The sequence below is a fragment of the Natronocalculus amylovorans genome, assembly GCF_023638035.1.
In the GTDB taxonomy this organism is placed as follows: domain Archaea; phylum Halobacteriota; class Halobacteria; order Halobacteriales; family Haloferacaceae; genus Natronocalculus; species Natronocalculus amylovorans.
Genome location: NZ_JAKRVX010000009.1, coordinates 77,698 through 104,327 on the forward strand (window position 1 = coordinate 77,698; position 26,630 = coordinate 104,327).

22 protein-coding genes are annotated in these 26,630 nt (G+C 48.0%); 3 read left to right on the forward strand and 19 right to left on the reverse strand.

The window, feature by feature from the left end:
• Window positions 1-64: 64 nt before the first annotated feature.
• Window positions 65-790 carry a class I SAM-dependent methyltransferase gene (locus tag AArcSt2_RS15225; protein ID WP_250585865.1) on the forward strand — a complete coding sequence of 242 codons (726 nt, stop codon included), beginning with the start codon at window positions 65-67 and terminating at the stop codon, window positions 788-790.
• 89 nt (window positions 791-879) lie between these two features.
• On the opposite strand, the gene AArcSt2_RS15230 is transcribed toward AArcSt2_RS15225, so the two are convergent.
• The 5 genes from AArcSt2_RS15230 to AArcSt2_RS15250 form a co-directional block, all read right to left on the reverse strand.
• Window positions 880-1,392 carry a GNAT family N-acetyltransferase gene (locus AArcSt2_RS15230; protein WP_250585867.1) on the reverse strand — a complete coding sequence of 171 codons (513 nt, stop codon included), beginning with the start codon at window positions 1,390-1,392 and terminating at the stop codon, window positions 880-882.
• A 671-nt stretch (window positions 1,393-2,063) separates the two neighbouring features.
• The gene (locus tag AArcSt2_RS15235; protein ID WP_425493676.1) at window positions 2,064-3,035 is read right to left on the reverse strand and encodes an AAA family ATPase; all 972 of its coding nucleotides are present in this window, start codon (window positions 3,033-3,035) and stop codon (window positions 2,064-2,066) included.
• 234 nt (window positions 3,036-3,269) lie between these two features.
• Window positions 3,270-4,403 (reverse strand): DUF4350 domain-containing protein, encoded by a 1,134-nt coding sequence (locus AArcSt2_RS15240; RefSeq protein ID WP_250585871.1) that lies wholly within the window; start codon window positions 4,401-4,403, stop codon window positions 3,270-3,272.
• Window positions 4,404-4,676, reverse strand: coding sequence for a DUF8044 family membrane protein (locus AArcSt2_RS15245; RefSeq protein WP_250585873.1), 273 nt, complete (start codon window positions 4,674-4,676; stop codon window positions 4,404-4,406). It abuts the gene before it with no gap.
• 114 nt (window positions 4,677-4,790) lie between these two features.
• Window positions 4,791-5,777, reverse strand: coding sequence for an SDR family oxidoreductase (locus tag AArcSt2_RS15250; protein ID WP_250585875.1), 987 nt, complete (start codon window positions 5,775-5,777; stop codon window positions 4,791-4,793).
• A 310-nt stretch (window positions 5,778-6,087) separates the two neighbouring features.
• Here AArcSt2_RS15250 and AArcSt2_RS15255 point away from each other — a divergent pair, with 310 nt between their 5' ends.
• Entirely contained in the window at window positions 6,088-7,554 is a 1,467-nt protein-coding gene (locus AArcSt2_RS15255; RefSeq protein WP_250585877.1) for a flippase, read from the forward strand.
• A 348-nt stretch (window positions 7,555-7,902) separates the two neighbouring features.
• Here AArcSt2_RS15255 and AArcSt2_RS15260 read toward each other — a convergent pair whose 3' ends face one another.
• The 12 genes from AArcSt2_RS15260 to AArcSt2_RS15315 form a co-directional block, all read right to left on the reverse strand.
• Window positions 7,903-9,390 (reverse strand): hypothetical protein, encoded by a 1,488-nt coding sequence (locus AArcSt2_RS15260; protein WP_250585879.1) that lies wholly within the window; start codon window positions 9,388-9,390, stop codon window positions 7,903-7,905.
• Between the two features lie 992 nt (window positions 9,391-10,382).
• Window positions 10,383-11,210 carry a hypothetical protein gene (locus tag AArcSt2_RS15265; protein WP_250585881.1) on the reverse strand — a complete coding sequence of 276 codons (828 nt, stop codon included), beginning with the start codon at window positions 11,208-11,210 and terminating at the stop codon, window positions 10,383-10,385.
• A gap of 134 nt (window positions 11,211-11,344) precedes the next feature.
• Window positions 11,345-12,175: a hypothetical protein gene (locus AArcSt2_RS15270; RefSeq protein WP_250585883.1), complete on the reverse strand. Its 831-nt coding sequence runs from the start codon at window positions 12,173-12,175 to the stop codon at window positions 11,345-11,347.
• 34 nt (window positions 12,176-12,209) lie between these two features.
• Window positions 12,210-13,379 carry a glycosyltransferase family 4 protein gene (locus tag AArcSt2_RS15275; protein WP_250585885.1) on the reverse strand — a complete coding sequence of 390 codons (1,170 nt, stop codon included), beginning with the start codon at window positions 13,377-13,379 and terminating at the stop codon, window positions 12,210-12,212.
• Between the two features lie 421 nt (window positions 13,380-13,800).
• Complete coding sequence (locus AArcSt2_RS15280; RefSeq protein WP_250585887.1) at window positions 13,801-14,829, reverse strand: glycosyltransferase; 1,029 nt, start codon at window positions 14,827-14,829, stop codon at window positions 13,801-13,803.
• A 1-nt stretch (window position 14,830) separates the two neighbouring features.
• Window positions 14,831-16,009 carry a carboxylate--amine ligase gene (locus AArcSt2_RS15285; RefSeq protein ID WP_250585889.1) on the reverse strand — a complete coding sequence of 393 codons (1,179 nt, stop codon included), beginning with the start codon at window positions 16,007-16,009 and terminating at the stop codon, window positions 14,831-14,833.
• Between the two features lie 121 nt (window positions 16,010-16,130).
• Window positions 16,131-16,928, reverse strand: coding sequence for a polysaccharide deacetylase family protein (locus AArcSt2_RS15290; RefSeq protein ID WP_250585891.1), 798 nt, complete (start codon window positions 16,926-16,928; stop codon window positions 16,131-16,133).
• Between the two features lie 4 nt (window positions 16,929-16,932).
• Window positions 16,933-17,781, reverse strand: coding sequence for an ATP-grasp domain-containing protein (locus AArcSt2_RS15295; protein WP_250585893.1), 849 nt, complete (start codon window positions 17,779-17,781; stop codon window positions 16,933-16,935).
• Between the two features lie 477 nt (window positions 17,782-18,258).
• Complete coding sequence (locus tag AArcSt2_RS15300) at window positions 18,259-19,257, reverse strand: GNAT family N-acetyltransferase (RefSeq protein WP_250585895.1); 999 nt, start codon at window positions 19,255-19,257, stop codon at window positions 18,259-18,261.
• Between the two features lie 171 nt (window positions 19,258-19,428).
• On the reverse strand, window positions 19,429-20,505 hold the full coding sequence (locus AArcSt2_RS15305; RefSeq protein WP_250585897.1) for a glycosyltransferase family 2 protein: 1,077 nt from the start codon (window positions 20,503-20,505) through the stop codon (window positions 19,429-19,431).
• A gap of 2 nt (window positions 20,506-20,507) precedes the next feature.
• Complete coding sequence (locus AArcSt2_RS15310; RefSeq protein WP_250585899.1) at window positions 20,508-21,845, reverse strand: nucleotide sugar dehydrogenase; 1,338 nt, start codon at window positions 21,843-21,845, stop codon at window positions 20,508-20,510.
• Window positions 21,846-22,133: 288 nt separating this feature from the next.
• A complete protein-coding gene (locus AArcSt2_RS15315) occupies window positions 22,134-23,213 on the reverse strand; it encodes a DUF1616 domain-containing protein (protein WP_250585902.1) in 1,080 nt (359 codons plus the stop codon).
• Between the two features lie 1,431 nt (window positions 23,214-24,644).
• Between AArcSt2_RS15315 and AArcSt2_RS15320 the strand changes: the two genes are divergently transcribed.
• Entirely contained in the window at window positions 24,645-24,821 is a 177-nt protein-coding gene (locus tag AArcSt2_RS15320) for a rubrerythrin-like domain-containing protein (RefSeq protein WP_174655103.1), read from the forward strand.
• A gap of 48 nt (window positions 24,822-24,869) precedes the next feature.
• Here AArcSt2_RS15320 and AArcSt2_RS15325 read toward each other — a convergent pair whose 3' ends face one another.
• A complete protein-coding gene (locus tag AArcSt2_RS15325; protein ID WP_343233298.1) occupies window positions 24,870-25,742 on the reverse strand; it encodes a DUF726 domain-containing protein in 873 nt (290 codons plus the stop codon).
• Window positions 25,739-26,455: a DUF47 domain-containing protein gene (locus AArcSt2_RS15330; RefSeq protein WP_250585904.1), complete on the reverse strand. Its 717-nt coding sequence runs from the start codon at window positions 26,453-26,455 to the stop codon at window positions 25,739-25,741. The genes AArcSt2_RS15325 and AArcSt2_RS15330 overlap by 4 nt, the downstream gene beginning before the upstream one ends.
• Between the last annotated feature and the right edge of the window lie 175 nt (window positions 26,456-26,630).

The following is a 26,630-nucleotide window of genomic DNA, read 5'->3' on the forward strand; positions in this document are numbered from 1 at the left end:
AATCCAATACGAGTTCGGAGTAAAACACCCAAAATTACTTGCACATCACCGTGGTGGTGCTACTATGCAGATACCCCGAAACACGAGCGAAGCTTCCGAGGTGTACTCCAGCGAAGACGCACTTGAGAGCTATGTAGAACACGCAAAAAAAGGGTTGTTCCCGACGGAAGCCAACCTCGTCGATCGGTACTTTCGGCCGTGCTCAGCACGGGTTCTTGACGTCGGATGTGGCACCGGACGAACGACGAAACCGCTCACTGACAAAGGGTATGACGTCGTGGGCGTCGATATCAGTCCCGGAATGATTACTACGGCTAAGGATGAACACCCCGGAGTCGAATTCTACGTCGGGGACGCGACGGCTCTTCCCTTCTCATCAGACAGCTTCGAGTTTGCGCTGTTTCCAGGACTCAATATAGATATATTTCATCCAAGGTCGAAGCGCCTGACTGCTCTTCGCGAGGTACGTCGGGTACTGAAGCCCGGCGGTATCCTGATTATCAGCGCCGGCAACAGTCTCTACCTGCTCGGATCACTGTTTCGCAGGAAGATAGAATTATTTTTCAGGTTTTACGTCAGAAATGGAAATTATAAACGGTTGTTTAAATCATACAAAAGAGACCATCAAGAATGGGGGCTAGATAGACACTTTTCGACCCCGTTACGCCACGTTCACGAGTTTCGGAAATGCGGGTTTTCGATCGAAAAGATCGGAAAGCGTGAATTTCCAGCTCGGTACGTTGAAAAAGACATGTACTACGTGCTGAGAAAGTCGGGGGAACGGAAATAAAAGTGAAGAATCTGGATTGGATGAATCCACGTATCGGTAGCTGATATCATTCGATCGGAAGCTCGGCAACTATTCTAAAAAGTAGGACTTCACCGAATACGTTTGTACACCTCGGAGACAAAATCCATTCCAGGCATTCCCTTTTCTATTCGTTTGTACGCTCGAAGCTCTGGATTGAACTTTGCTTTGTACTTCGAAAGTCGTTGAACGTTTGCCCCGTTGAAGTCGTACCATTCAGCACCCTTGTCGCGGGCGTTGTTCATTATTGTCCACTCGATGAGGTCGTTTACAGGAATGTCGACGTCTACATCTCCCCACCCTTGCCACCCATAACTCATATCTTTGGTTTCTAACGTGATGTGGCCTCCAGCGAACTGATCGGCCACTTTGCATAGATAAACGTTCATCATTCCATCGGGGAGTGCTTCGTAAAGGTCGAGGAGAAATGACGAAGAAACATTGTATGTAGCATCGTGTTCCTCGTGACGCTGTGTTATCATCTCATTCGTTCGCATCAGGTCCTTCTCTTCGCCGACGTACACCTCGTACGCCGCTTCGTCGGTAGATCGGATGTTCTGCCTCGCATCTTTGCTGAAACTCATGAGAAGCTCTTCCTTGGTAGGTCGGAGGTCAACAAAATATGTGAATTTGGTTGTAAGGGTAAAATTGTTCCAAGTGAAGGGGCGAATGTCTGCATAATGAGGTGTCGAAAAGAAATGCGTAAAAATCAGACTGTTAGCTTCGGCGAACATTTCCAAGCAACTATCAATAAATCTGTAGTTAGTTCGCTCCCTTTGACGTTGTTTTCCTCGCTCCGAATTTATTAGGGCAGGTCCCAGGTAAGGAATCTTTACGTTAGGTGGCGGGGAGAACGCAGCGCTAAACGGACCCTTCGAAACAATGAAAATTGGAAAGATTCCAACGGGTTCCTTATTTTTAACTCCGACATATGGATGTAACGTGGCGTCAGTGTGATCCTCAATCACTTCTAGCGACTCATAACGGTGAAATGGAGTCGACTGTGAACTCCGCTCAACCAACTCGTTCCATTTATCGGGCTTCGATAGCTCAAATATATCCATAGGTATTATTAATAAAATCACCGTAGCGCCTATTAGTATTGACGGCAGTCACGTCCGGCCGACCCGTCCGTAGAAATAACATTCAATCAATACATTCACACAAAGTGTTACTTATGTATATCTGTAATGAATGGCAGACCTGATGCGTTGGCTTGCGATGAATTTCCTGTGCGATACACCGGCCGCTCGGGTTAATCGTCGGCCGACGCGAATTCAACCTCTGCACCAGGGGCGGGGAGCGATTCAAGTAACCCATTTAAAATTGCGCTAGTCGACTGATCGCTCAGCCTGGCATCTGTGTTGCGTACGATTCGGTGCATCAACACTGGTTCAACGAGTGTTTTGATATCATCAGGCAGGACGTAATTCCGGCCGTGGATTGCGGCGCGCGCTTTACTCGCATTGAGGAACGCGAGACTGGCCCGGGGCGAACCGCCGTGTTCGACACTTGGATCGTCCCGGGTTCCATGAACAATATCAAGAATGTACTCTCTGATCGGGTCTGCGACGTGTACGTCTGCGACTACTTCGCGCGCTGCGTGTACCGACGCCGGGCCAACAACCGGTTCGACGGTCTGTGGCCCAATATTGGGATCGGTGTCGAATCGATCCAACAGCGTAGTTTCGTCCTGACGATTTGGCAGCTCAACAATATATTTCAGAGAAAACCGATCGCGCTGGGCCTCCGGCAGTTCAAAGGTTCCTTCCATTTCGATCGGATTCTGCGTCGCGATTACGAGAAACGGGACCGGGAGTGGTAGCGTATCCCCTTCGATTGTCACCTGTCGTTCCTGCATCGCCTCTAGCAGTGCAGATTGTGTCTTCGGTGTTGCACGGTTAATCTCGTCGGCAACGACAACGTTCGAAAAGACCGGCCCAGTCCGCAGTTCAAACTCGCCAGTCGCATCTCGATAGATGTGTGTGCCAGTGATATCGGCGGGCAGCACGTCTGGCGTCATCTGTATCCGCGTATACTCAAGGCCGATTGCTTGACTGAACGCGTTTGCGATCGTCGTCTTTGCGACCCCGGGGACTCCTTCTAGTAGAACGTGTCCACGAGTCAAGAGTGCGATCGTCAACCCCTCAATAATCTCCTCATTGCCGACTAACACCGCTCCAACTGACTCTTGCACCTGATCGTAGAACGTCTTAGGATCCGAAATTAGCGGATCTCCATCGGTGTCGTTCAACTTGCGATTATTTGTCACTGAGTCAGGTATCTGTGCATCTTTCTCGTTTTTATTTTGCCGTTCTGCATCGTCCATAGTTTCTGTCGTTCCTAGAAATTCATGCGGTCGAGAATCATGCAATCGGTTGTTCTGATCACCGATATAGGATCCAATTTCGTTTGGTCCGAATGTGTATAATTTATTTATCAGGTGTTAACCCGAGTACCGTTACTCCTCATCCAATTCTTCTCGACGGTGTAATATCGAAGCTACCACGCGGTTAATTTGTTTACTATTCCAGTTCGGATATTTGTTCTGTAGCTGAACTCGTAAAACCTCCGGTTCTACCGCAGCAGGTAGCTGCTCAATAGCTGTTGCCTCATCCACGACAGCTCGTTTCTTCGATCGTCGTCGATTCGAACGGCTGTACAACCCCCCACCGTAGGCTACGATGATGACAGCAATTACCCCAACGATTGCAGCGACAGTTGGCACATTTTGGAGCGTAACCATTGCAGAAACAAGTGGTGGGTGAGACGCGCCGTGACTGTAATCGAGCAGCACCTGCTCGCCGCTACCCACAAGATTGTTCGCAAACAACCTATTATCTGGTTCGTCGATCATCGCGTTGATGAAGATGCTCGGGTCACCGATGGCGATGACGGTCCCGTCACCGACGGATTCGACTGTCACGACTGAGTGATTACCGATCGCTTCGTCGTCGCTCAGCGATCCACTACCGTCTCGGTCGAGGTATCCAAACGAAGATGTAGTGACGATCGGTATTGCGCCGTTTGACTGGACCGCGGTGCCATAATTCAATGTGATTCGATCGACGTTCCGGACGGTTGGGTGACTATCGACGTTGTTCGCGACCGGCATCGCGGGTGAACGAAAGTAGTGTTGCTCATCTCTGAGCACTGCGCCGTCGAACCGCGCATTCGCTCCAACCTCCACCAGAAGTTGATTCCCATGCGAGCCAAAGCTATCGGCAACGACAAGCGTTCCCCCATCTTCAACGAACGTTCGAACCTGCTCCGTTTCCGTCTCGTCATATTCGGACTCGGGAGCGATCACAATCGCCGTTGCAGTGTCGGCTTCCAGTGTGTCGTAGTGTCCAGTAGTCGTCCCGACGGTGAGTTCGCTCCGTTCGTCGGCCATTTCTCTGAACTCGCTAGTTCCGTCCCAGCCGGGATTGTACGCGCCGAAGCCCGCTGTCGTCATACTCATGAGCACGATAGCGGTGAGAACGAGCGCAATTGTGAGCCCAACGAACAACAGTTTTGGATACGACCAACCGAACGGCCGAGAGACGGATGTTTTGAGACGGGTTCGAGCACCACCTCGGTCGATACCTCGCACTCACATCACCTCCGGAAGTACTTCCATCGTTCGGCGAAAGATAATATAACTGACGCCCAATAATCCAATTCCGATCACGACCCAGAGCCGCTTTCGCCACCGTGGCGTGACGCTGAATGCGGCTGTCAGATCGACAATAACGAAGAAGCCGATCAGTGAGATTGTAAAGAGGAACTCCGGCGATAACGCGTCGAGAACGGCTAACAGCAGTACTGCCCCGAGCATCCACGCGGTTAACGCGTGTACAAATTGGATTCGACGCGTAGTACCCATGAATTCACTATCGAGACAATGGCTTACTAAACTGTCGACTCTCCCGATATGCGACGTATTCGATCCTCTCATCGACCGTTGGGATACGCAGGAGTTCATCGACGAAGTCACGAGTTAGGATTTCAGGACGAGCGGTTCGTACCATTCTCGATTCACCTCGTACCAGTCGATGAATTTCCGCACGCCCTCGCGGATCGAGAGTGTCGGCTCGTAGTCGATCAGATCGCTCGCCTTTGTGATGTCAGCGTGAGTGTGCTCGGCATCCCCAGCGTGACGATCGGCGTACTTGAGATCCAGCGACGGATCGATCTCATCGCGCACCACCTCTGCCAGCGTGTGAATATCAATGTTGTCTGTCGATCCGATGTTCAACACCTCACCATCTGCGCCGCCGTCAGTTAACAAGGTTCGATTCGCTTGGATGACATCGGTGATATACGTAAAGTCGCGCGTCTGTTCACCTGTTCCGTAGATTATCGGGGGATTCCCCTTGGTACAGCGGGAGACGAAGTTTGAGATTGCCATGTTGGGTCGCATTCGCGGGCCGTACACGGTGAAGTACCGAAGCGAAACTGTCGGCAGCCCGTACACTTCGTTGAAAACGCGTACATAGCTCTCCGCCGCAAGTTTCGAGACGCCGTACGGAGAGACGGGAGTCGTAGGATGTTCCTCATCGTACGGGAGGTACTCAGGTTTGCCGTAGACAGATGAGGACGACGCGTTGATCACGCGCGTTACGTCCGCGTCGCGGGCGGCTTCAAGGATTGTCAGCGTGCCGTCGACGTTGATTCGGTTTGGCTTCGTCGGGTTCTCGACGCTGGTTCGGACACCCGCCTGAGCCGCCTGATGGTAGACTATGTCTATGTCTGTGATGAGTTCTCGAACTATCTCGGGGTCGGTGACGCTCCCATGAACGAATTCGTAGCTTCCGTCGCTTTCGTGAGACGCCTTGCGGGCGGTTTCGACATTGTGCTGTTTAATGCCAATATCATAGTACGGTTCTAGGTTATCAAGCACGGTCACTTCGTGGCCGTTACGTGCGAAAGACTCTGCGAGGTGACTGCCGATGAAACCGGCCCCGCCGGTAACGAGGATACGCATGCTCACTCCATCCGCACCAGCAAATAAAAATTCACCGGATATTTCCGCTGTTGTGGAGATCCAACTTCAACCGAAAGTCGATCCGAAGATGGTAATGTTATTAATAATCGGAACTCGAACGTTATGGATAGTTATCGATGACCTTTCGATCACCGCAAATGGCGATTATAGACTCTACCGGACCGCCGCATTCCCCAACAGTCGCGCTGAGATATTGCCAGTGTCTCAACTTACAGCGAGCAATCGATCAATGTAGCAATTTGGGGTGTACCTGGGTGCGGACACTAAAACGGATAACGAGATGTGATCGATGAACCTCACCGAACAGATAACATCACGGTTCAAAGTCTTGTTTCTCAGTGATCTTATTCTAGCGATCAGCAGTGGAATACTCACAGTCGTTCTAGCTCGACTGCTCGATCCCAGCGGGTATGGATTGCTTTTTCTTGCCCTTACTGTCTTTGGTGTTTTCAGTAAGCTTGCGAGGCTCGGGATCCCGAGATCAGCGAGCCGATATATCGCTGAATATAAAAAAAAGAAACGACACCAGGTTCCACACATTGTCCGTGCCGCTCTAGTTTTCAACTTGATTACAATAGTAATCACTACAATCACGTTAGCCTTGACCCATCAATACATCGCTGACCTCCTCAATGAGCCGGACTTAGCACCGTTGTTAATACTTGGTGTATTTCATATATCTCTATCTTCTTTAACAACTTTTCTTTTAATCATATTCCAAGGGTTTGAAGACATAAAATTTGTCGCCGTCTTACAAGTAATCGAACGAGTAATACGAGTTATTCTCGCCGTCGGATTAGTTCTACTCGGTCTAGGAGCTGTTGGCGCACTCTGGGGATACATCCTCAGTTTCGTCGTATCTGTGGTCATTGGATTTATTTATCTTTATAAACGGATAGAGGGTTTTCGAGAATCCGGTTCAGTGGTCGAGTCCGGTCTTCGACGTCGAATCGCTGAGTATGCAGTCCCCATCACCGCAACCCACGCAGCAAACACGTTGGACGGAAAACTGGACACACTCTTGGTTGGCTTCTTTCTTTCTCCTATCGCGGTGAGTTTCTATGTGATCGGGGAACAGGTCATAAAGTTCGTTGAAACTCCTATGGGTGCGCTTGGATTCACGCTCTCTCCGAGGTTCGGATCGCAAAAGGCGTCTGGAAATATCGAGCAAGCGTCACGAATCTACGAATCGGCGCTCGTTAACTCGCTACTTCTCTACATCCCAGCTGGAGCCGGAATAATCCTCGTCGCGGATCCGCTTATTCACCTCCTGTTCGGACCGGATTACAGCGGTGCGATACCTGTTCTTCAGGTTCTGGGACTATATGCGGTATTGAAATGTGTAACAAAGCTCACTGATAATGGGTTGGATTACCTCGGGAGAGCTCGAGTGCGCGCAATCGCTAAAGGCCTGACGGCTGTCTTGAATGTGGTTCTCAACGTCATCCTAATTCCTCTAATTGGCGTCGTCGGAGCAGCTATTGCGACCGTTTTCACGTATTCTCTCTATACATCGGCAAACGTTTTTATCGTCTCTCAGGAATTCGAACTACGAATCGGATACATTCTCAAGAACGTTGGTTGGATCCTAGGAGTTACGGTGGTAATGTCGGCAGTAGTATTCGTTCTCACTGGCTACATCTCAGGATGGGTAACGCTAATTCTGATCGTCGTAGTCGGTGTCATCGTCTGGGCAATATTGTCCGTGCTGGTCGGCCTCTTGGACCTGAAGCAGGTCCGATCGGTTTTGCTGTAAAGGCTCGGCGAGGAATAAACGTGGTTAATACGCCATACTATTTCGTATTCAATAATATTGATGATGGTTTATCGAAGTGTTCAATAAGCGATATGGCAACCAAGTACAATTCAATCATTAAATATAATTCATTTTTGCTAAGGGGGCTTTTCGATGAGTAGGTGAAATTGAGCATCTCGGAAAGTCAAAAATATCTGCTGACAAATTACCGAAAAGATTCTATATTTATTATTAATTGTGAAAAATAGCAGCTAGTAGAACAGAAACCCTGGGTGTATGAAGATACAAGATTGAGACTGAGCAAATGGAGAATGAAAACTGACCTTGACTTCGTTATTTATTTTCTATTTAAAATGAGATCTCGTCTATGGGTTCGATAACGTACAGATCGTACCCACCGTTTGACTGGACCTTATTGATGCCCGGTTCGTTGTCGAGATACCTGAAGTCGTCGTGACTAAATCGGAAGCCGTTCCATAGGATCGGATCGCGGATGCGATCGGCGTCCGTTACCGGTACGTACATTCGCTGATCATAGTACTCTCTTAACGACTGAGAGGCAAAATGATCGGGGATTCCATCATTAATTACATTCCCATCTTCGTCCTCTCGATAATAGGCATCACGCGGTATCTCCCGACCCTGAATCGCGTTTCCGTATCTGTCCACGGACGAGCGGACAACATCGAATGACATGGTGTCTTCCTGATATTCGAATGTCGTCTCGTAACCGTTTATATGTGCCTCGGTGACGTGGTCAGATGTGTAATAAATGTATGGTGAGGAGAAAATGATGGGGAGAGTGAGAACTAAAAATACAACGAGCACCGCGGCAGTGGTTCCACGTGCGGCGCGGGCCGAACTGTGACGGCCGAAAAAGATCATCGCCCGTCCCAGTGCAATCGCGCCGAGCATTGTAACGAAAACCATAATGGTTCCTTGGTGGCGGAAGTACTGATCGGAGATCCCGCCGATTAGATAAATGAAAAAGATAGACGAGACCGCGACAAAGCCGCCAATAAAGTACAGCAGTAGCAATCTTTCAGCGTGGGAGTCGGATGTGAACACATCTTGGATCAATCGGATCGAGGAGACCTTAGATGAGCGCAGCAGTACACCTATCATGAGGATGGCTGCGAGGACTGAGTAAACAACCGAAACAAGGAACAGTTTCAAGAATACCTCCTCCACGCTACCACCGACCTGCCCAAGTGAGACACCCCGACTGGCTGCCGTCTGCGCTACTTCTGTTTCGGTAAATGGGACAAGAATCGTGTCCGCTACCGACGTCCAGAATGTTTCGATATTCTGTACCCAGAGCCAAAAGACAAGTCCGAACACAGCGACAAGCGAGTAGACGAGCTTACCACTCGCTACTCCTCGCTTATTTGTCAGGACGGATCGACCGACCTGAAGTGCTGCGATCATTGCAAAGAATACGATTAGGTTCGCAGCTTGCTGTAAATGAAGAAAAACAAACATAGTTGAAACCAAGAGGAATATAATCGAATTCGTCCGATTTGGCTCTCGGTAGGCGGCAATAAATGTGTAGATGATCACCGGAGCGTACATGATCGCTTGGCTCGTCGGGTGGATGTATAAGGAGGGACTCAGGTGATTGATCGGTAGCAGCAAGAATCCGGAGTACAATCCTACATAGGCGAGGCGAGAATCGTACGTGAGTCGCCTGATCGTCAGGGGAATAAAAACAAAAAAGCAGACAGTAAAAACGACGACCAGTATCATGAACGTGTGGTGGAGTTCAAGCCCTGTGGCATCGCTAAAAACGGATCCAAGGGTGTGAACCACCGGATATCGGTTCACAGTAACACTCATCAACCCGGAGTTCATGTCCCGGACAGTTCCAAGGTGACTCAATGAGTCAGACGTCCCGATATAGTGATAACCGCGTATGATCGGCAGCGAGAGTATCGTTGTCATCGACAATGCACTTAGAAGGATACCAACATACCGCTCATGGCTGTTGAAGTTACTAAAAACAACCAGTATCGAAATCAACAGAGAAATACAGATTCCAGTCCAAAATACAATTGGTGTACCCGTATATATTGAGATTTCATACCCAGTGACGGGGGTTTGATACGCTGCAGCAGTAGATATACTCACGGCGATAAAGCCGAGAAACAACCAAACCTTTGAGTATTCACTTAACCGAGTCAGCATCTATCTGAGTAAATAGGGTACATTGGCTATAAGCTTACGGACGGTCGAACGGCAAAATACGGACGCCGTAACCAGAGAGTTCAACAGATTAATTAATGTTGGTTCTGTCAAATTACATAATAAGTGATATTTTTTCTCGTGTAAGAGATAGAGGTCTCACGCAGCACAATAACCGCATTCATTCTGGCCCCAATCTAACGAATTACCTGTGCCACTCGAAGTGATTATTGATTATCATTTGATAGCTCAATTGGGCATCGGGAGAGATATATTTACAGAGATAATCCCAATCACAGCAGAAAATATGTGAAATGTCGCCCAATTATCACTATCCCTGTGGGATTAATTTATCTGGGTTTTCAACCAGTATCCCTCCAAAATACTGCAATAGTGCAATAACGAGAACTACTAATGCCAATTCAACAAGCTATCTGAAATCAAGTTTGGGGACCTCCATACATAGATATTTAACATCAAACGATCTCAAACCTTCGGGCACCTGTATGACATTTGCTCAGCAAGTCACCTATATTGACCTATCTGATTCTCCGTGATTCAGAGAGGAACGAATGCAAGATACTCGCGTTGTATTTAACAAGCATTTCTTATCAGGGTGGAAGAATTTCAACAAAGTCTCAAAATTTTTAAATTATGTCCTGCAGATCAGGATGGTCCAGAAGCTCAGATGAGATATCTGCAGCGCCATCTTCTTTGTTGATTCTGTTGCGAATATCCTGCCAGCTTTTGTGTCGAGCAAGGACCACCACAGGGATTGAATCTAATTCTTGAATTTTGGCGATTGATAGCCGATGTTTTCCTGAGAACCGAAGCGGCGTGCCGTTGCGAGCGATATTAACAGTGACCTCATCCTTCTTGAGGACCGTATTTCTTTTTAGCCACTGGAACATTCTTGTCTTGCGAGACGGTTTGAGGTCGTTAATGCCGGCGTCAAGTCGCTCTTCGTGGGTCCGATATCCGTTCTCGGCAATTCGCTCATAAAGACGATCAACTCGGTCACACTTCTTTTTGACGTCGGCACGAGTAGAACAGGTCCAAACCTTGTGCCCTTGTTCTACACGCTTGAGAACCTGTTGTACGAAGAGAGTGTCTCTCCACGGAACCTCATCTTGGAAATGAGCTTCGAGCGAGCGATAAAATGAGGCGTTGACGCCATCAGTAAACGACTCTTCCTCGAAGGGTACAGGATCTAAATCCCACTCACCACCCACCACCTTTCCGGCGAGTTCCCACTGATTAGCAAATCGAGGAGAACAGTATTCGATATCATCCGGCGAAACGTGTATCGTTTTGAAAATATCTGCATCAGTATATTCATGCAAGTGGGAATCAATGGCTCGAACGAAATATGGGTCACTTGGCGGATAGTATTTTAAATACGGAGATATCGTTTCGAAGGCAGATATTGGGTTGCGAAACGCTTGAAAGACATGTTGGTGCATGTATTGAACCATGCCCTCTTATTCATCTCGTGATTATAAAAGATTGACGCGGATAGAAGTGCTCGGAAGTGACAATCGGGATCGTAACGGTAATATCCAGTGCAGATGTTCATCGTCGCGAAAAGTTCGTTATCAAACAGATACGTTCATACAAGATCCAGAATGTCAGGATGGGACCGGATCTGATCTTGCAACTCGGACGACTCAATCTGGCCTCGGACAACTTGATCTCTCAGCCGTTGCCATTTTTTGTGCCGAACCAAAATAACCACTGGGACAGACTCTAAATCCTGGATCTTCGCCATTGCGAGTCGATTCCGACCGTCCTGGAAAATAAACTCACCGTCTCGACCGACATTGACCGCAATTTCACCCCAAACGACGCGCCCAATGTGATCAAATCCTACACCCTGCTCGTTATATTCGTACAGTTCATTTTGCGTCTTGTATCCTCCACTTGCGATCCGGTTGTACAATGTATCGAGCTGTTTACAACGACGATCGAACTCATCCCGCGTAGAACAGCCCCAGAGCGTGGCTCCATTCTTGATTGCGCTCGTCGATTCCTTATAGAAGTCCGTCTCTTCCCACGTGACACCGCGATCGAAGCGTGCCAAAAAGGACCGATAGACGGTCGACTCATTGAACCGGGTATCGACCCTGTCCCATTCTCCGCTAAAAACGCGACCCGCCAAGCGGTATTTTGGGTTCCGAAACTGGGGATGTTCGTCTCTCTTCCTGTTGGTGGAAATCTCTGTCCAGGAGACGGTACGTCGGATGTGTTTCGGATCCACCCAGTAGAGTTGAGCCGGATCGACGGGTGCATCGTATCGAATGTCTCCGATCGCCGTCGCTGCATGTATCCACAACCGAGTGTACCAGCGCGTGGCAGTCATTCCGAGTTGTTTTACCGATGGATGTGTATCAATCAACACGTTCTGTGACTTTCGAAGTACGTGATCTATCGTATCTATCATTTACTTGGATGTTTGGTTGTATATAGTGTATGATTTATTCGACTACGTTATTAAATATGCAGGCGTATCGTTCAAAAACAATATCCAATGAATAGTTTTCTTGAAGATATTGCCTGCCGTTACGCCCCATTTCTGACGCTTCGTCGGTATTTTTCCACAGCATCGAAATGTGATTGGCCATCCTATCCATCGTTTTCGAGTGAAGTCCAACATTTTGCTCGGAGACGACCCCATCAATGGTATGGTTGAGGGATACCACGGGAACGCCGTACCGCCACGCTTCGAGGAAGGTGTTGGGAAAACCCTCGTATTCAGACGTATTTACGAAAGCCACCGCGCGCCTGTAATAACGGTCAATATTATCCGGTGGGACGAACCCTTCAAATCTAACGTTTGAGAGGGCCTCTGCCTCGTACCTGATTTTTTCCCGGTACGATTTATTCTGTGACCAGCCAACGATCACAAATTCAATGTGTGGTAATTGCTCGGCCAACCTGATGAGTCGGTCGGGCTTCTTTTGTTCGCTATCGAGGCTACCGACCCAGAGGACGTGAGATCGCTCGTCCATCTCCAAGAGTTTGTTTCGCGGTGGAACAGTGTATGCGTTCGCCACGACAGTCGACCGTATTCCCAACACATCGTTAAGAATACGCTGTTGATAATCAGTCTGTGAAATTACGTAGTCTGATCGCCTAATCGCGTCGACGTACGCCAGTTTCGGAAGCGTACGGCGGAACACCCCGTGATGTCTGGCGAGGTTATTTAACTCCACGTTTGAATCGTTGGCCACGCAGTAGACGAGGTTTTCTCCGAGCATTTTGCAACAGTAGCTCGACAGGATACAAAGGGGAGGATTTCCTCGAACATAGAACACGTCAGCATCAATGCGGTGGACTGACCGTAGTAATTTAATCAGCGCTTCCGGTGTGCGGGTCAGGTCGTTCGTGGTGGGAAGCGTTTTCCACACGTTGAATCCGTCGATCCGTTCGTACTCGTCATCCTCTGTCTCGAAGGTAATGAACGAGATATGGTGTCCTTCTTTCCGAAAACGCGTTGCGAGCAGGTGCTGCTGTCTCTCAGCACCGCCCACTGTTTTTTGACTTCCCGGCTTAAGATAGCCATAAATGTACGGACAAATGAAACAAATGTGCAGTCGTGACGTGTTTTCCCCAGCCTTCTCTTCTGGGCGTGTCTGACTTGTCATTAGACGAGGTCCCCGTAGATGTCGGTTATCTGATCTCCGATTCGACCCCGCTTCAAGGAATTGGTTATTTTAAACCTGCACATAATACAATCATAATGTTGAATTTTAGTATCCTCTAGTAGTCTATTCGTTTTGGACATAACCACAAATAAAGGATCGCCACAAAAAGTGATTTTAACCTCTTCAATATCCTCGCAGCAAAAGTTTGATAACAGACAGAGAATTGTATTATTTTGATAACCGAACATTTTGCCATCGTAGCAAGGAAGTGGTTTTGATAGGTTTTCGGGAATACGTGGTGATTTGTTCATAAAGCGGTGCGTTTTCCAGATGTTAGATTTGTGGATCTGTTCGCACGACTCTTCACACCCAATAGAAGATTCGTGTTCTCGAGCCAAACAGATGGTCTTGTTCCCCATGATCATATGATCTCTTGATTGTGATCTTCTGTATCCTCAAGAAGCGATTCATAAATAGCTACGATCCGCTCGCCCATTCGATCGAGGCTTACTTCTTCTACGTACTCTCTTCCGTCAGATCGACCACCGGTTTGGAGAACGGTTACGAGGGCGTCTTTTAGCTCTGAATCGTCCGAGCAGACGTACGAATTAGATACCGGATCGAGTCGCTCTCTTACATCACCGACGTCGCTCGAGACAACCGGTACGTTACAGGCCATTGCTTCTTTGACAGTATTCGGTGATCCTTCGCGAAGGGAAGGTAAGAGAAGCACGTCTGCAGCGTTATAATATTGTGGCATGTCTTCATGGTCAACACCAGAAATGGTCTGCAGTTGTACCGTTTCGTCAAGTGCCATATTCGCTTGCTCAACTAGCTGCTCAGCGATGTGATACCGTTTTTTTGTCTGACTCTTCGGATACGGAAATATCACGTGGAGATCGGCAGCGTTCCAACCGACCGCTTTTTTCGACGCTGTCTGATCCATCGGTCTAAACCTTGACGTGTCAACACCGCTTGGAATAATGGTTGCATCGCAAGGTAGTACATTTTTCATCTCCTCGTTCCTGACGATAATCTCGTTACTACGTTTGGCGCAGATTTTCGTTATTTCGGATTGGTACCCGGCCAACCGGTTACCCAACAGATCGTCGCCCCAAAGTGTCAGTACGATCGGACGCTGAGGCTGAAGCAGACCTAGCGGAGCGACAACGCCCGAATTGACGTGGATAATATCGTAGTCTGTCTGCAACGTCGATTGAACGATTTTCGGATAGAACAATGATCCCCGTATTGCGTAATAAATCGGATTATGGCCGTACACTTTACGTAACAGTCCGTCGTGAATCTGCTTTTTCTTACGAGAGTCGGGAGGATAATACAGTACGTCACAGTCGATGCCGAGCCCTCTGAGCACTCGAACTTGTTCGTGGAAGAACTCCATTCCAGAGCTTGCGATTTGTAGAACTTTCAGTGTTTCATTGGAACTCATTTTACCACCCTCTATCGAAAATCAACTGCCGTTTTTCGGTATCAAGCAGAAAGTCAGCACTTTGAGCGAGAGTTCCGATGATCGTGAACGGATCCTCTCGAGACAATACTCCATAACAGACCGGGATTTTCCTGTCGAATGCGATTTTTTTTATTCGATCTACTCTGTCCCCACCATTCAGTATCCAGAGAATTTCGTTAGGTAACACCCATCGATAATGAAGATCGGTTCGATACGACTGAGGGTCCGTTGTATCAGTCCCAGTAGCCAAATTGAGTATCACGTTGGGAATATCAACTCCTGATTTAATCGAGAGCGCAACAGACATCCAGATCCGAGGGTTGACCTCAAGTAGTTTGTAGGTATCATCCACCGGATCGAAGAGCACGTCCATGTGGGCAGGACCGATCCAATTAATCGCTTCCAATATCGCAAGCATCTCTTCGACCCACGGTTCGGGGTCTGAGCTAACTGCTTGGATTGCTGGACCGCCACTGTCGGGGTACTGCAGTAGTTCTTTGTACACGTGAACTGCTTGAGGCTTGGACTTCCGATCGAACACCGTCCCGATACTGAAGTGGCCCCCCGAGTGGTCTACGAACTCCTGGACGATCGCATTGCCATGTTCGTGTAGTACGGAATGATATGTCGGACGTAGTTCTTGGGGTGTCTCAACACGTTGAATCCCGCGCGATCCCGAAGCATCGGTTGGTTTCACTAGCACGGGGAAATCAGCTTTTGAACTGATTTCCTCAATCGGCGTCTCTGATGGATAGTATGTAGTGGGTATTGGCACTCCAACTTGTTCAGCAAGTTTTGCACAACGATGCTTATCATTCAGCCGTTGGATTTTCTCGGGCGTATCTACCAACATGTTGGTATCAGTTGGTAGCTGATCCTGAATCTCGGCCAGTGCAATTGTTGTCGTGTCCCTGGTCGGAAGCACAAAGTCGTACTGCTCTTGCTGTATGAGTTTCAAGATATATGTCTTAAAACCATCCATATCATCCTCGGCTGATGGGTAGACGTGGCTTTCACTCGTGAATTTCGAGTACGCTGTGATATTACGTTTAAAAGATTCTCCAACGTGAACGTCCATCCCCTCACGTCCAAGTTTCCGGACAAATGCCAGACACGAGAGAGTCCGTCCGTCGGTTATCAGTATTTTGTTCGTTTCCATATTTTGTCGCTTTGTAATTGAAGTAAATCCCGTTATCTGACGTGGAAGTTAGTCATCTACGGCTCAGCACCGCAACATTGCATTTTTGATAACGTCGTGTTAAATAGTCATCACCGCCGAATTACTTAAAAGCGTCGTACACCCCCGTCATTGTCGTTGGCTTATATCCACGGGAGAGGAGTGTTGAAATATTCGTTCGAAACATCGACTCCGCTTCGTCGAGGTTTCGTTTCATTATCCACCGCTTTGGCTCGTCGAGTGCATCGTGTGATGCCGTTCGATACAGGTCATGAAGGTGAATGTTATACACAAGTACGTCCGGTAGCGGGGCAACCGACAGATATGATGATAGCGGCCGACCGAATAGCTTGAAGTAGCTGTGTGAGAGCGGGATCCGAATTCCCCGAAATGCCCCGAAGGGAATCTCTAACATTGACTGGGCATTTTCAGGTGTATATGGCTCTAAGGGAGCTCTCAAGTTACAATATTTCCCTGGGCGATACGACGGAAAGATGCTCGAATCAAATGCGAACCCAAGGTCTTCGAGTATAGGGAATTCGTGGGGCTCAATATTCCCCTGCGGTGCACGATAGCCTATCGGGTCCCGATTGAAATGGTTTCGAAACGCAGTCATCCCGCACCGGACCTCCGTCTCGAAATCATAAGACTTGCTCAGGTCGTGCTGATACGAGTGCAGATGAAACTCACAATCGATAACGGATCCAAGCCGATCGACCTTCTCGGGATACGCCTCCAGTGTCCGTCCAACGACAAAGGCGCTGAGCGGGATATCAAGTTCTCCAACCAGTTCGAGAAAGTCCTCAAGATAGTCGAAGACAAGATGGTCCAACTCCGGATCGTCGAAATACCAGTCGTTCTCCAGATCCAACGTCAAACACAGCAGTTTAGTATCAGACATATATTCACCGACCTTTATATACACCGAGTGAGTTCCAGAGATCCTGAACCAGCGGTTTGGGATCGTCTATGCTAAAGAAATCAAAGTGTGGATACCTCACAGATGACCAGCCTACCTCTTTTATTGCATCGGAAAATTTTGGTCGATCGGTCAATGCTAAATTCTCACGCAAGACCGTATCTATGTATCGGAGCTCATTACTCAGATGATGCGTTTTGATACCCGTCTTGTAGTCCGGGTTGACGACGACTGACTGACCACCTGAGAGAAGCCAGAAATAGTACGGATAATCAATCCCTGCTCGAACATCCATTGTGAGAGACCCCCAGAACCGAGGATTAACTTCGGTGAGACGATAGTCACCGCTATCTTCGTTACCAATAAATTGTACAGAACACGGTCCATGCCAATTGAGTTCCTTGAGCAGTGAATTGGTTAATTCTTCGAGTTTCGGAAGTTCAACCGGCTCTCGGTAGGCACTAAACCCACCACCGTACGATTGGCCACGAAGTTGGCGTTTAATACTTGTCGCAATTGGCTCACCATGATCACAAATCGCTCTCACTGAAAATTCAGCTCCGCGAATGAATTCTTGAACGACTGGATCGTGGCCCATCTCGGCCTGTATCGCCTCAACGTCCGGTTCTGTCCCTGCCGGAATCTGTTTTACTGGCTGTACCTTTCGGCAGACAGTTGATGGTACTGATTCGACATATTCGTTCGTGAGAACCGTATACCGAGTTTTGATTATTACGTCACGATCCCAGTCTTCTACTTCACTCAGTATCTGTGTATCGGGTGTTGGTACACCAGCTTCATTGGCAGCTTTGACGAGGAGAACACGATCTTGCACTTGTCGAAGAATATCAAATGATGGTGCGAGCGTATCTACGTGATCGCTAAACTCAGATCGATATTTGGATAATACGTAACTATCTTCCTCTTTGATCGGTGTGATCGTGCGTACGTCCGGTCGCTCGGCAAGACTTAAAAAAGAATTTTTGAATTCCGTTAAATGTACACTTGGAGAGGGAGTATGGATCGCCTCGTCACAATAACGTGAACAAAGTGATGGAGCTCGTCCCCACTCCATAGAGTCAGTGGCTACGATCGTATGTATCCCTCGACGACCAAATGAACGGACCAGTTGAACGCAATGAGGATATTTATTCGCTGGAATTACCACTGACTCTCCGCTCCAATTACTTCCAGTCATACGTAAGCCAACCTATCGCTATATGCCTATTTAAAAATTAGTGTGGAATACTGGTTAATTATTTTAAATTAGGAAGTCAGCTGGGTGCAACCCATTAGTGCGTTTGCCAACAACTCACCTCAAGCGATAGGCTCGTTTCGCGATTGTCATGGGCAAGCTATTCGATTCGATCCGGTAATACGTCTCGAGTTTGCCACCGAACTTTCGTTTGTATTGAACGATATTTCGGTTATTTGCGGTGGAAAAATCATATTTATTTATTGATTCTTTTGAAGGATCTTCGAAGATATCCGTAATCACGTTCCAGTGGAGCAAGCTGTTTACGTTGTGGTCTAACTGTTCCTGTCGCGTCCCCCCTTTCCAAAAGTATGCAGTGTCGTTTGAATATAAAACGATTATACCGCTGAGGAACTCGCCATCAGCAGACTCGGCGACGTAAACCGCTGCATGATCGCCGAGTGCCTCTATCAGATCAAACATAAATTCTGGAGAGAGGTCGAATGTTTTGTCTTGCTCATCGTATCGGTCTTTTGTGGCTTCATAAATGTCGAGTGCACCCGCCTGACCTCGCCTCTTGATCCGAACATCATCTGCTTCTCCATCCCTGATCTCTCGACGGAGGCTCCTGCTAAACGAGTTCAAAACCTCTTCCTTCGTGGACGATCCGAGATCAAGTTGGTATGTGTACAGTGACTCAACGTTGAATCCTGCCCACTTGTATGGTCTCGGATCACGAAACTCTGTCTCACAGGATATCCAAAACAGCGTGGACATTGTGTCGGCGTCAACGGTTTCGATAACTTGTTCGGCAAATTTGCTATTTATTTTTTCACGTTTGCTCCGTTTTGGGCTTGCCGGCATTAGTATTGGGCCCAGTCTCCTGATTCCTAGCCCTAATGGTGGGGAAAGTACAATTTTCCCGATCGGCACATCTTTAATAAATATCGGAAGCAGTGCAACCGGCCGCTGGCCGTTGAATCCGGCAAACAACCGCATCTCCGCATCCGTATGCGTATCAATAACTTCGAGTGCTTCTGCCGTGTGAAACGGACTGTACTTCTGATTTTGGAGCGCTCTCTCCCAATCTGTAAGTTGAATTTGTTCTAATCGCATAATCACAGCTCCTCCGCATTTCTGCTTCCACAAAGGTAGATATCAAAATCGGATCCGTCGGAAAGACCTGCTACCGAAAACGAGGTTTTATGTGAAGATAATAATGTCCAGAAATCAGCACCTGAGAGTTCGGCTGAAACAATCATACACCGTTTACGATTTATGATGGCCTCACTCATGAATTTGTACCTCGTAATCTTTGTTCACCTGCATGTCGAATAACATCGCGAACAATAAAAACAGGCTCCCGATGAGAAAGAGCATCATGCTTAGCGACGCCCGCACAAACAGCGCCCCATTGAGCAGGAACTTTACGTAGACCGACCAGAGACCGCCGACCATCCCCAACGCCATCGTACTGACACCAAAAATATAAAAAAAGGCGAGCGGGTGGAAGTCCATCACGAGATACTTCACCTTTAGCCGCCACAGGTAGTTCCGCAACAACATTCCTGATACCTTTCGAATGTAAGTCGGGTATCGAATACTCGACGCCTCTTCGCCATAAATCGCGGGCATCGCCACGTCGGCGACCCGCAAATTCCTCGCGTTCAGTTTGACGAGAAGGTCATTACAGTAGCCGTAGTACTCATACATGTTCTCTATGTCGGCGTTCTCCAGTGCATAGTGCGTTATCGCCGTGTACCCATTTTGAGGGTCCATCGTCTTCCAGTAGCCGCTGGCAATCTTCGTCAGGAAAGTGAGAATCGAATTTCCCAAGAAACGGAAGTTCGACATTCCCTCCCGATACTCCCTGTACAGGAGCCGATTTCCCTTCGCGTAGTCGGCCGCATCCTCAACGAGTGGATCAAGCAATTTTACCATCTGATTGGGATCCATCTGACCGTCGCCATCCATAGTTACAGTGATATCCAGTTCGTCTTTCAGTGCCGCAAGGTAGCCTGTTTTAATCGCGCCACCGGCACCCATATTTTCGCGGTGCTGGATCGGAACGACGCGACCGATCGGTGAATGAATCCGTGCACGATCGGTAAGTAGATCTCCGACGCCACCATCGGCTCGTACAGATTGTAGCGCCCGCTCACGGCCTATTTGTCCACCACCTTCAGTTTCGATCGCATCTTCGTGTGCGGCGTGTTGTATCTCTTCCCATGTGCCGTCTGTGGAACAGTCGTCGATCGCATAGATCCAATCGACGTAATCTGGCATCGTCCAAATGACGTCGCTGATAAGCCCCTCTTCGTTGTAGGCAGGTACGACGACGCCGATCGTGTGCTCTCGATACATTTTCAAATTCTCCGATATTCGAGCGTCGAGTTTTCGTAGCGCTCGGGGGTAAGCACGCCCATCACATCAATCAAAATCGGGTTATCTGTCATCTCGGTGGCGGCCATAGTGAAGTCGATGTTTCGGAATTCGTCGTGCGGTGTCGCGAAAAGGATCGCGTCGACTGCATCGAATATCAGTTCTCGTTGGACGTCAATATCGAACATCTTCGTTGCCAAATCTTCGTCGACGTGGGGATCATATCCGACGACATTAACGCCGTACTCCTGAAGCGTCTGGATCGTTCCATCGACAGCTGACGTTCGTATATCGCCGACATTCGGTTTGTATGCCAATCCAAGGACGAGCACAACAGATTCACGGAGTACGTTTCCGCACTCATTGAGCGCCTTGAGCGTCTCCTTGCCGACGTGCTTCGGCATGTACTCGTTGATTTCTCGGCCTTGCTGGATGAGTTTCGGTGAGAATCCGTTCCGTTCGGACTCATAGATGATGTAGAATGGATCGACCGGGATGCAGTGACCACCAACCAATCCTGGCCGATAATCGTGGAAGTTCCACTTCGTCCCAGCCGCCTCCAACACCGCATGCGTATCGAGATCGAGATTGTTACAGGTGATCGCAAGTTCGTTTACTAGTGCGATGTTCAGATCCCGCTGGATGTTTTCGATGCATTTTGCGGCTTCTGCAACCTCAATATCCGGTGCCTTGTGGATGCCAGCATCGACAACCGATTCGTACAGCTCCGTAAGATCCTCGAGCACGTCGTCATCCTGGCCGCTGACGATCTTCACCACATTTCGAAAGCCGTTTTCATCGTCGCCAGGTACGAGTCGCTCCGGCGAATATCCAAGGTAGAAATCGTCACCGGAGATGAGTCCGGAGGTCCCTTCGATTGCCGGAGCGAGAATTTCGCGCGTCGCACCGGGATAAACCGTGGACTCAAGCACGACTGTCGTCCCAGGAGTAATGTTTCGACCGATCGTCTCACCAGCACTTTCCACATACGTCAAATTCGGATTTTTCAAATCGTCGATCGGGGTCGGTACGGTGACAATGACGTATCTCGAGCGCTCGATCGCCATTTCGTCGGCGGTAAACTGGACCTCACTCGTTTTGACCCGACGACCACCCACATCTCCTGTCGGGTCGACTCCACTGCGTAGCTGATCGATCTTTTTGTTGTCGATGTCAAACCCAACGACATCGTAGCCCGCGCGATCGAATTCGACGGCTATCGGTAACCCAACGTATCCGAGACCAACGACGCAAATATCGCTCGGTGGCAGTCGTACTCTCCTCTTCGATTTTTCCGTGGTGTAGTCTGCATTAGTATCCATTTATTTACCCCTGCGGTGTCCTGTTTGTCAGTCGCTCTCTCGGTGTACCGGGCGCCTGTATATACCACCATATCCGGATACGGACAGATATATATTTACAATTTCATTTAAATTGGTTTTTCACATGAACAGAATATACAAAGTACTTGTCACCGACTGCTGAAATTTTCTAGAGTGCACAAATTGAACCGGAACTCACGTCGTGGAATCTCGTAAGGCCACGTCGACAGACTCAACGATGAAAGTAAGAGCTGATGGTGATATTGATAATCCTGTTCTGAAACGGTATCACTCCGACGTGTCATCATCGGTTACGTCGATCCAGAAGTGGAGCGATCGGTAGGCATTTTCTCGCGTCGGATCATCGGGTGGGTCGTCAGTATACAGTAGATACGTTACGCGAAGGTCCTCTCCGACCAGCGTTGAGGCCACCTCGTGTTCCGCTTGCCACGTCTCACCGTCTTCAAGTGTCGTTTCCAATGTCGTCACTCGCTCTTGTTCGGTCACACGAACTTCATTATCTTCCAAAAATTCTACCTGATGGACTTCAACGATCACTGTGTACTCAGTCGTCTCGTGCTCTTGGTTCTCGATACCGACGACGATGGATTCGGATTCGCCAGCGACGAGTTCCTGCGGATACCCGTCGGCCACCAGCTCACCCTCTGAATCCTCTGTCAACAGATATATTTCCGAGAACTGCTCTCCATCTGGCGGTACAGCCACAGCATACGCTACGCTTCCGACTGCCAATAGCACGCTGATCGCGAGTATCGCGTTCAACGCACCGTCGAACCGTGAGTCGGTGTCAAATATTGACGCACGTCCCCGGGAAATCCACTCACGATACGGTACGACAAACCGTTCCTCCTCGGGGAGCGACCAACGTCGAAAAGACGCGATCGCAGCTGTGAGTATCGTGAATCCCGCCACGGTAAGTACGACCGCAACGAGACGGATCCCCCAAGGAGTGAAACTTAACAGAAGGCCGATCAAAAAAATGACTGCTATACTGGTCCCAAAAGAAAGTGCAGCGCGCTCGATACCATCGATTCCGGTTCGTAGCCGGAAGGCACCAGGCAGGATATTACTACCATTTTTGTCTTTTCCGTTGCTTCCATTGCTTCCGTCGCCTTCTTCGTCGATCGATGTACCGGCCTCAGGAAAAAGTGCGGCGATTAACGCATATCCAGGGAGAAACAATACGAACGGGACTCCCAAAAATATCCGTATTGGGGTCAGGTTGATAACAGGGAGAAACACTGCTGCAACCGCAGAGACTGTAAGTACAACGACGGCCGCGAGATCCGGAGGAAACTGACGTATCTCGCGTGGGACGAGCATTCTAAAGAACTCGTTTGAAGCCATTGTCAGATACAATCTCTCAGAGGACAAAAACGGGTTTATTTAGTTCTGTCATTTTATTTTTGTTAGAAATGGTTGTCGTATACAGCATCTCTAATAGGATACCTCCTCCGATCAAAAATGCTGATTTTAATCGCAAACGGATAAATAATGTAAAATAATATATAATTTAGATTGTTCAAGCAGTAATACGTACTTGATTTTTATAATATATGTTGTAATTATAACTGTTAGTATTAGAAACGGTGGGCCGACATGGCTACTTCAAGAGTTATTAGAATGAAGTGGTAACCAACAAACAAGATCAAGAAATCGTCTTTTGTCTCGGTGGTCGGTGTGTGAACGTCAAATTTAATTAGAAAGATTGTTCATTAGGTATAACTGGTAATAGTAATTTAATGATAACGGTTCATCTGCTAATGTGAATTTGACATCATGTACAATAGCTACGCAGCCAAACGCTACAGGTGGGATTATGCTAATTGAACCATAGACGAGATCGAGGTCGTCATGGAAACATGACAGATTGAAACCATTTTGAGTCCGCGTCAACTGTGTTTGCTCGTTGAATGGTGATGACAAATTGCCTGGAGAGCAATTACAAACATAATTTTGTAATTGTTATTTTTCTAACTTTCACATTTGTGGTTAAATATAATTTTTACATAATTATACTATTCTATAGGATTTAGATCCGCCAAATACGATTGACAGTTTTATGAAATTCTTATCATCCAAAAATTTGTAATATTATGGTAACTAAGCTAAAATATACTACAATATTATGTACTTAGCTATATTTATGTATTTTTGATCCAAATAAAATAACGTATCTTAGAGCTATATTTATGATTTTAATCAGGCATATCAGCTAACAGTCTATTTAGTTATCATGTATTGAAGCGAGAGAACCTGCCAGGGTGGATAAACAATGTATGAAGACAAAGTCTATTCGAGTGACATCCTTCCCATATTAACGACGTCACATGACGCGCGGCATCTTGCTGGCCAATCAAAACACAGATAGTCTGATGATGGGGCTTCCAGTGCTTCAGTTGGGATATTTGGTGGTTTACGATACAATTTGATCTTACAGATCGGAGCCTCCACCTCGGTAATCAAACAGGTATACCGAAGGCTGTGCCGTTCAAAAATCGAAGATTTCTGGCATTACGAAAGACTTCGTTTTTCAAACGAACTGGGTTGTGCATTCCAATCTTTCCAGTGTGACTGGTCCTTCACGTACGCTTAGCGTTCCTTCATCCGGTATTTCGCCAGTTGTGTCCCAGATTGGGTCTGCTGTCCAGAGTGCGGTGTCGTGTGATTACCAACTGCCGTTTGATGCACTGCCTGTTTAATTATAAATGAGTCGTGTTCTGAATAGTTTATTATTAAACTAAAACGGCTATGGGTCTACGCAAATATTGCATTAGTATGTCGAAAAGAGCGTCTGAATCCGAACCGCGTTTCTGGGATTGTGGATACGACAATACTACACCAACATCGTATGAGTGTCTCTCTTGTGGCGAAATACTGGTTTCAGATACACCAGAGAGTTCGTGTCAAAGCTGTGGCTCTGATCTCCGCAACCGATCGATGCCGATCGAATAGTACGGCTCCTTTTTATGTCATCGGTTTTACTGAGAGCAACGTGAGCTGTCACTGTGACGGGAACTGATCAACAACACGAGGAATACAGCCTTCTTCAGGCTGAAAATATGAGTAGTGATCTGCAACCAAGTCTGTGACATCAACGTCTGTATATCCAGACGTCGTTTCTGATTGCCCGGCTCCCTGGTATCCCACTGCTTGTGACCGATCGGAGAGGCGATAGATCCAACCTAAGACGCGATCGTTCTCGCTGTGGAAGTTACTGACCGGCGCGTCAAGGGCTTCGATTCCAGAGCTATATCGCCCCGCCGTCGTAACGCTCTCACGTGGAATTGCAGCTCCAAGTAATGAGACAGACCGGATTGGAGTCTCCACATTTCGATCGGCAGCGATGTTGAGTGCTTCACAGACAACTCGCGCACCAAGCGAATAGCCAAGAATATGAATCGGCCTTCCGTCTGTGTGTTCCCATTCGGTAAGCCAGTTCGTGAGCACAGTACCAGTTGCATCTGCAGTCTCTTTTGCAGCGTCCCATTCAGTATCGGAGTCCCAACTTAATCCAACTACAGGGTTTGGACGAACTGCTTCGAACGCACGTTCGGCGGTGTATGCCAAATTAGGAGCCGCATCAGCAGTTGTATCGAACCCGTGTACAAAGAGATACAGCTCATCTGCAGTCTCAAATGACCACTCTCCACTTTGCTCTGGGAGCTGTTGATCACTCCCGTCTAGTTGCTGGCCACGTATCGAGAGCATTGGCTGTGAAGCCGGTGCGACGTAGCCGCCATGGTCGCCTTGCAGTGACCACGCGACGTACGCTCCCGCACTCACAAAGAGCCCTGTAAGAGCACCGGCCCCAACTAGTACTCCTCGACGTGAGACTCCTCGATCCGTCTTGATAGGTGCTGAGATGTCTTTCACTGTGTGTCAGTATCCACTCGTGATTCGGCGACAATACCAGGTTCGTGACTTGAAATAATGATAATTTGGTCAGTCACGTCTTCCATCGTGTTTGCCAACTCATCAAACAAGATTGCAAATTCACGGTACATGAGTGGCTGTGCGACTGAATCATCTTCAAATGCAGTTGCAATCACGTGGTTACGAATCCGATCGCACTCGCTCTCCATATCTCTAATTGCAGCAATCTCGGCCGTGAGAACCTCTTGTTCTGTTGTATTACGGAGGCTATGGACAAACCGTTGAACAACATCTTCCAGCGTTGTGATCTCACGAGCAGTGCAGGCAGCCATCTCTTGGAGGCCGTCATAACACTCGTTGCCATGTGCTGGTTGCATCATCTGCAACTCTTGGGCAATGCGTTCGGTTGTGTTTGCGATAACATCGAGTTTCTGGTAGAACTGAATGAGTGCGGACGAATTGAAATGCACGCGCGAATTTAATAGACCCATCTCACTCGGACCTGCATTTGTGATGGTCGCGTTTATTTCGCGTACTGTCCGATCGCAGTCGCTTTCGAGGTCTTGTATCTGTTCAAGCGTTTCATCATAACTACCGTTGTCTTCATACTCCGAAAGAATCTGTGGAAGGAGTTCAACACACTCGCACAGATCGAAAAAATATGTTTCAGTGAGGGTCTCTAACTGGGTACCAAAATCAGGGTCTGATGACATAACAATACTCAATACAATAGTTGTAGTTCGGTTCGCAAGTATATTTCGTCTGTAAAAGAAGCAGAAGCGTATTGTCTTTTTGGCCATGATTGCTGACAAAAATGTCATTTGTACACACACGTGAACCACCTCGGGGTCAAGCCCCGAGGCTTCCCGTTTCCACGACGCGCTTTGC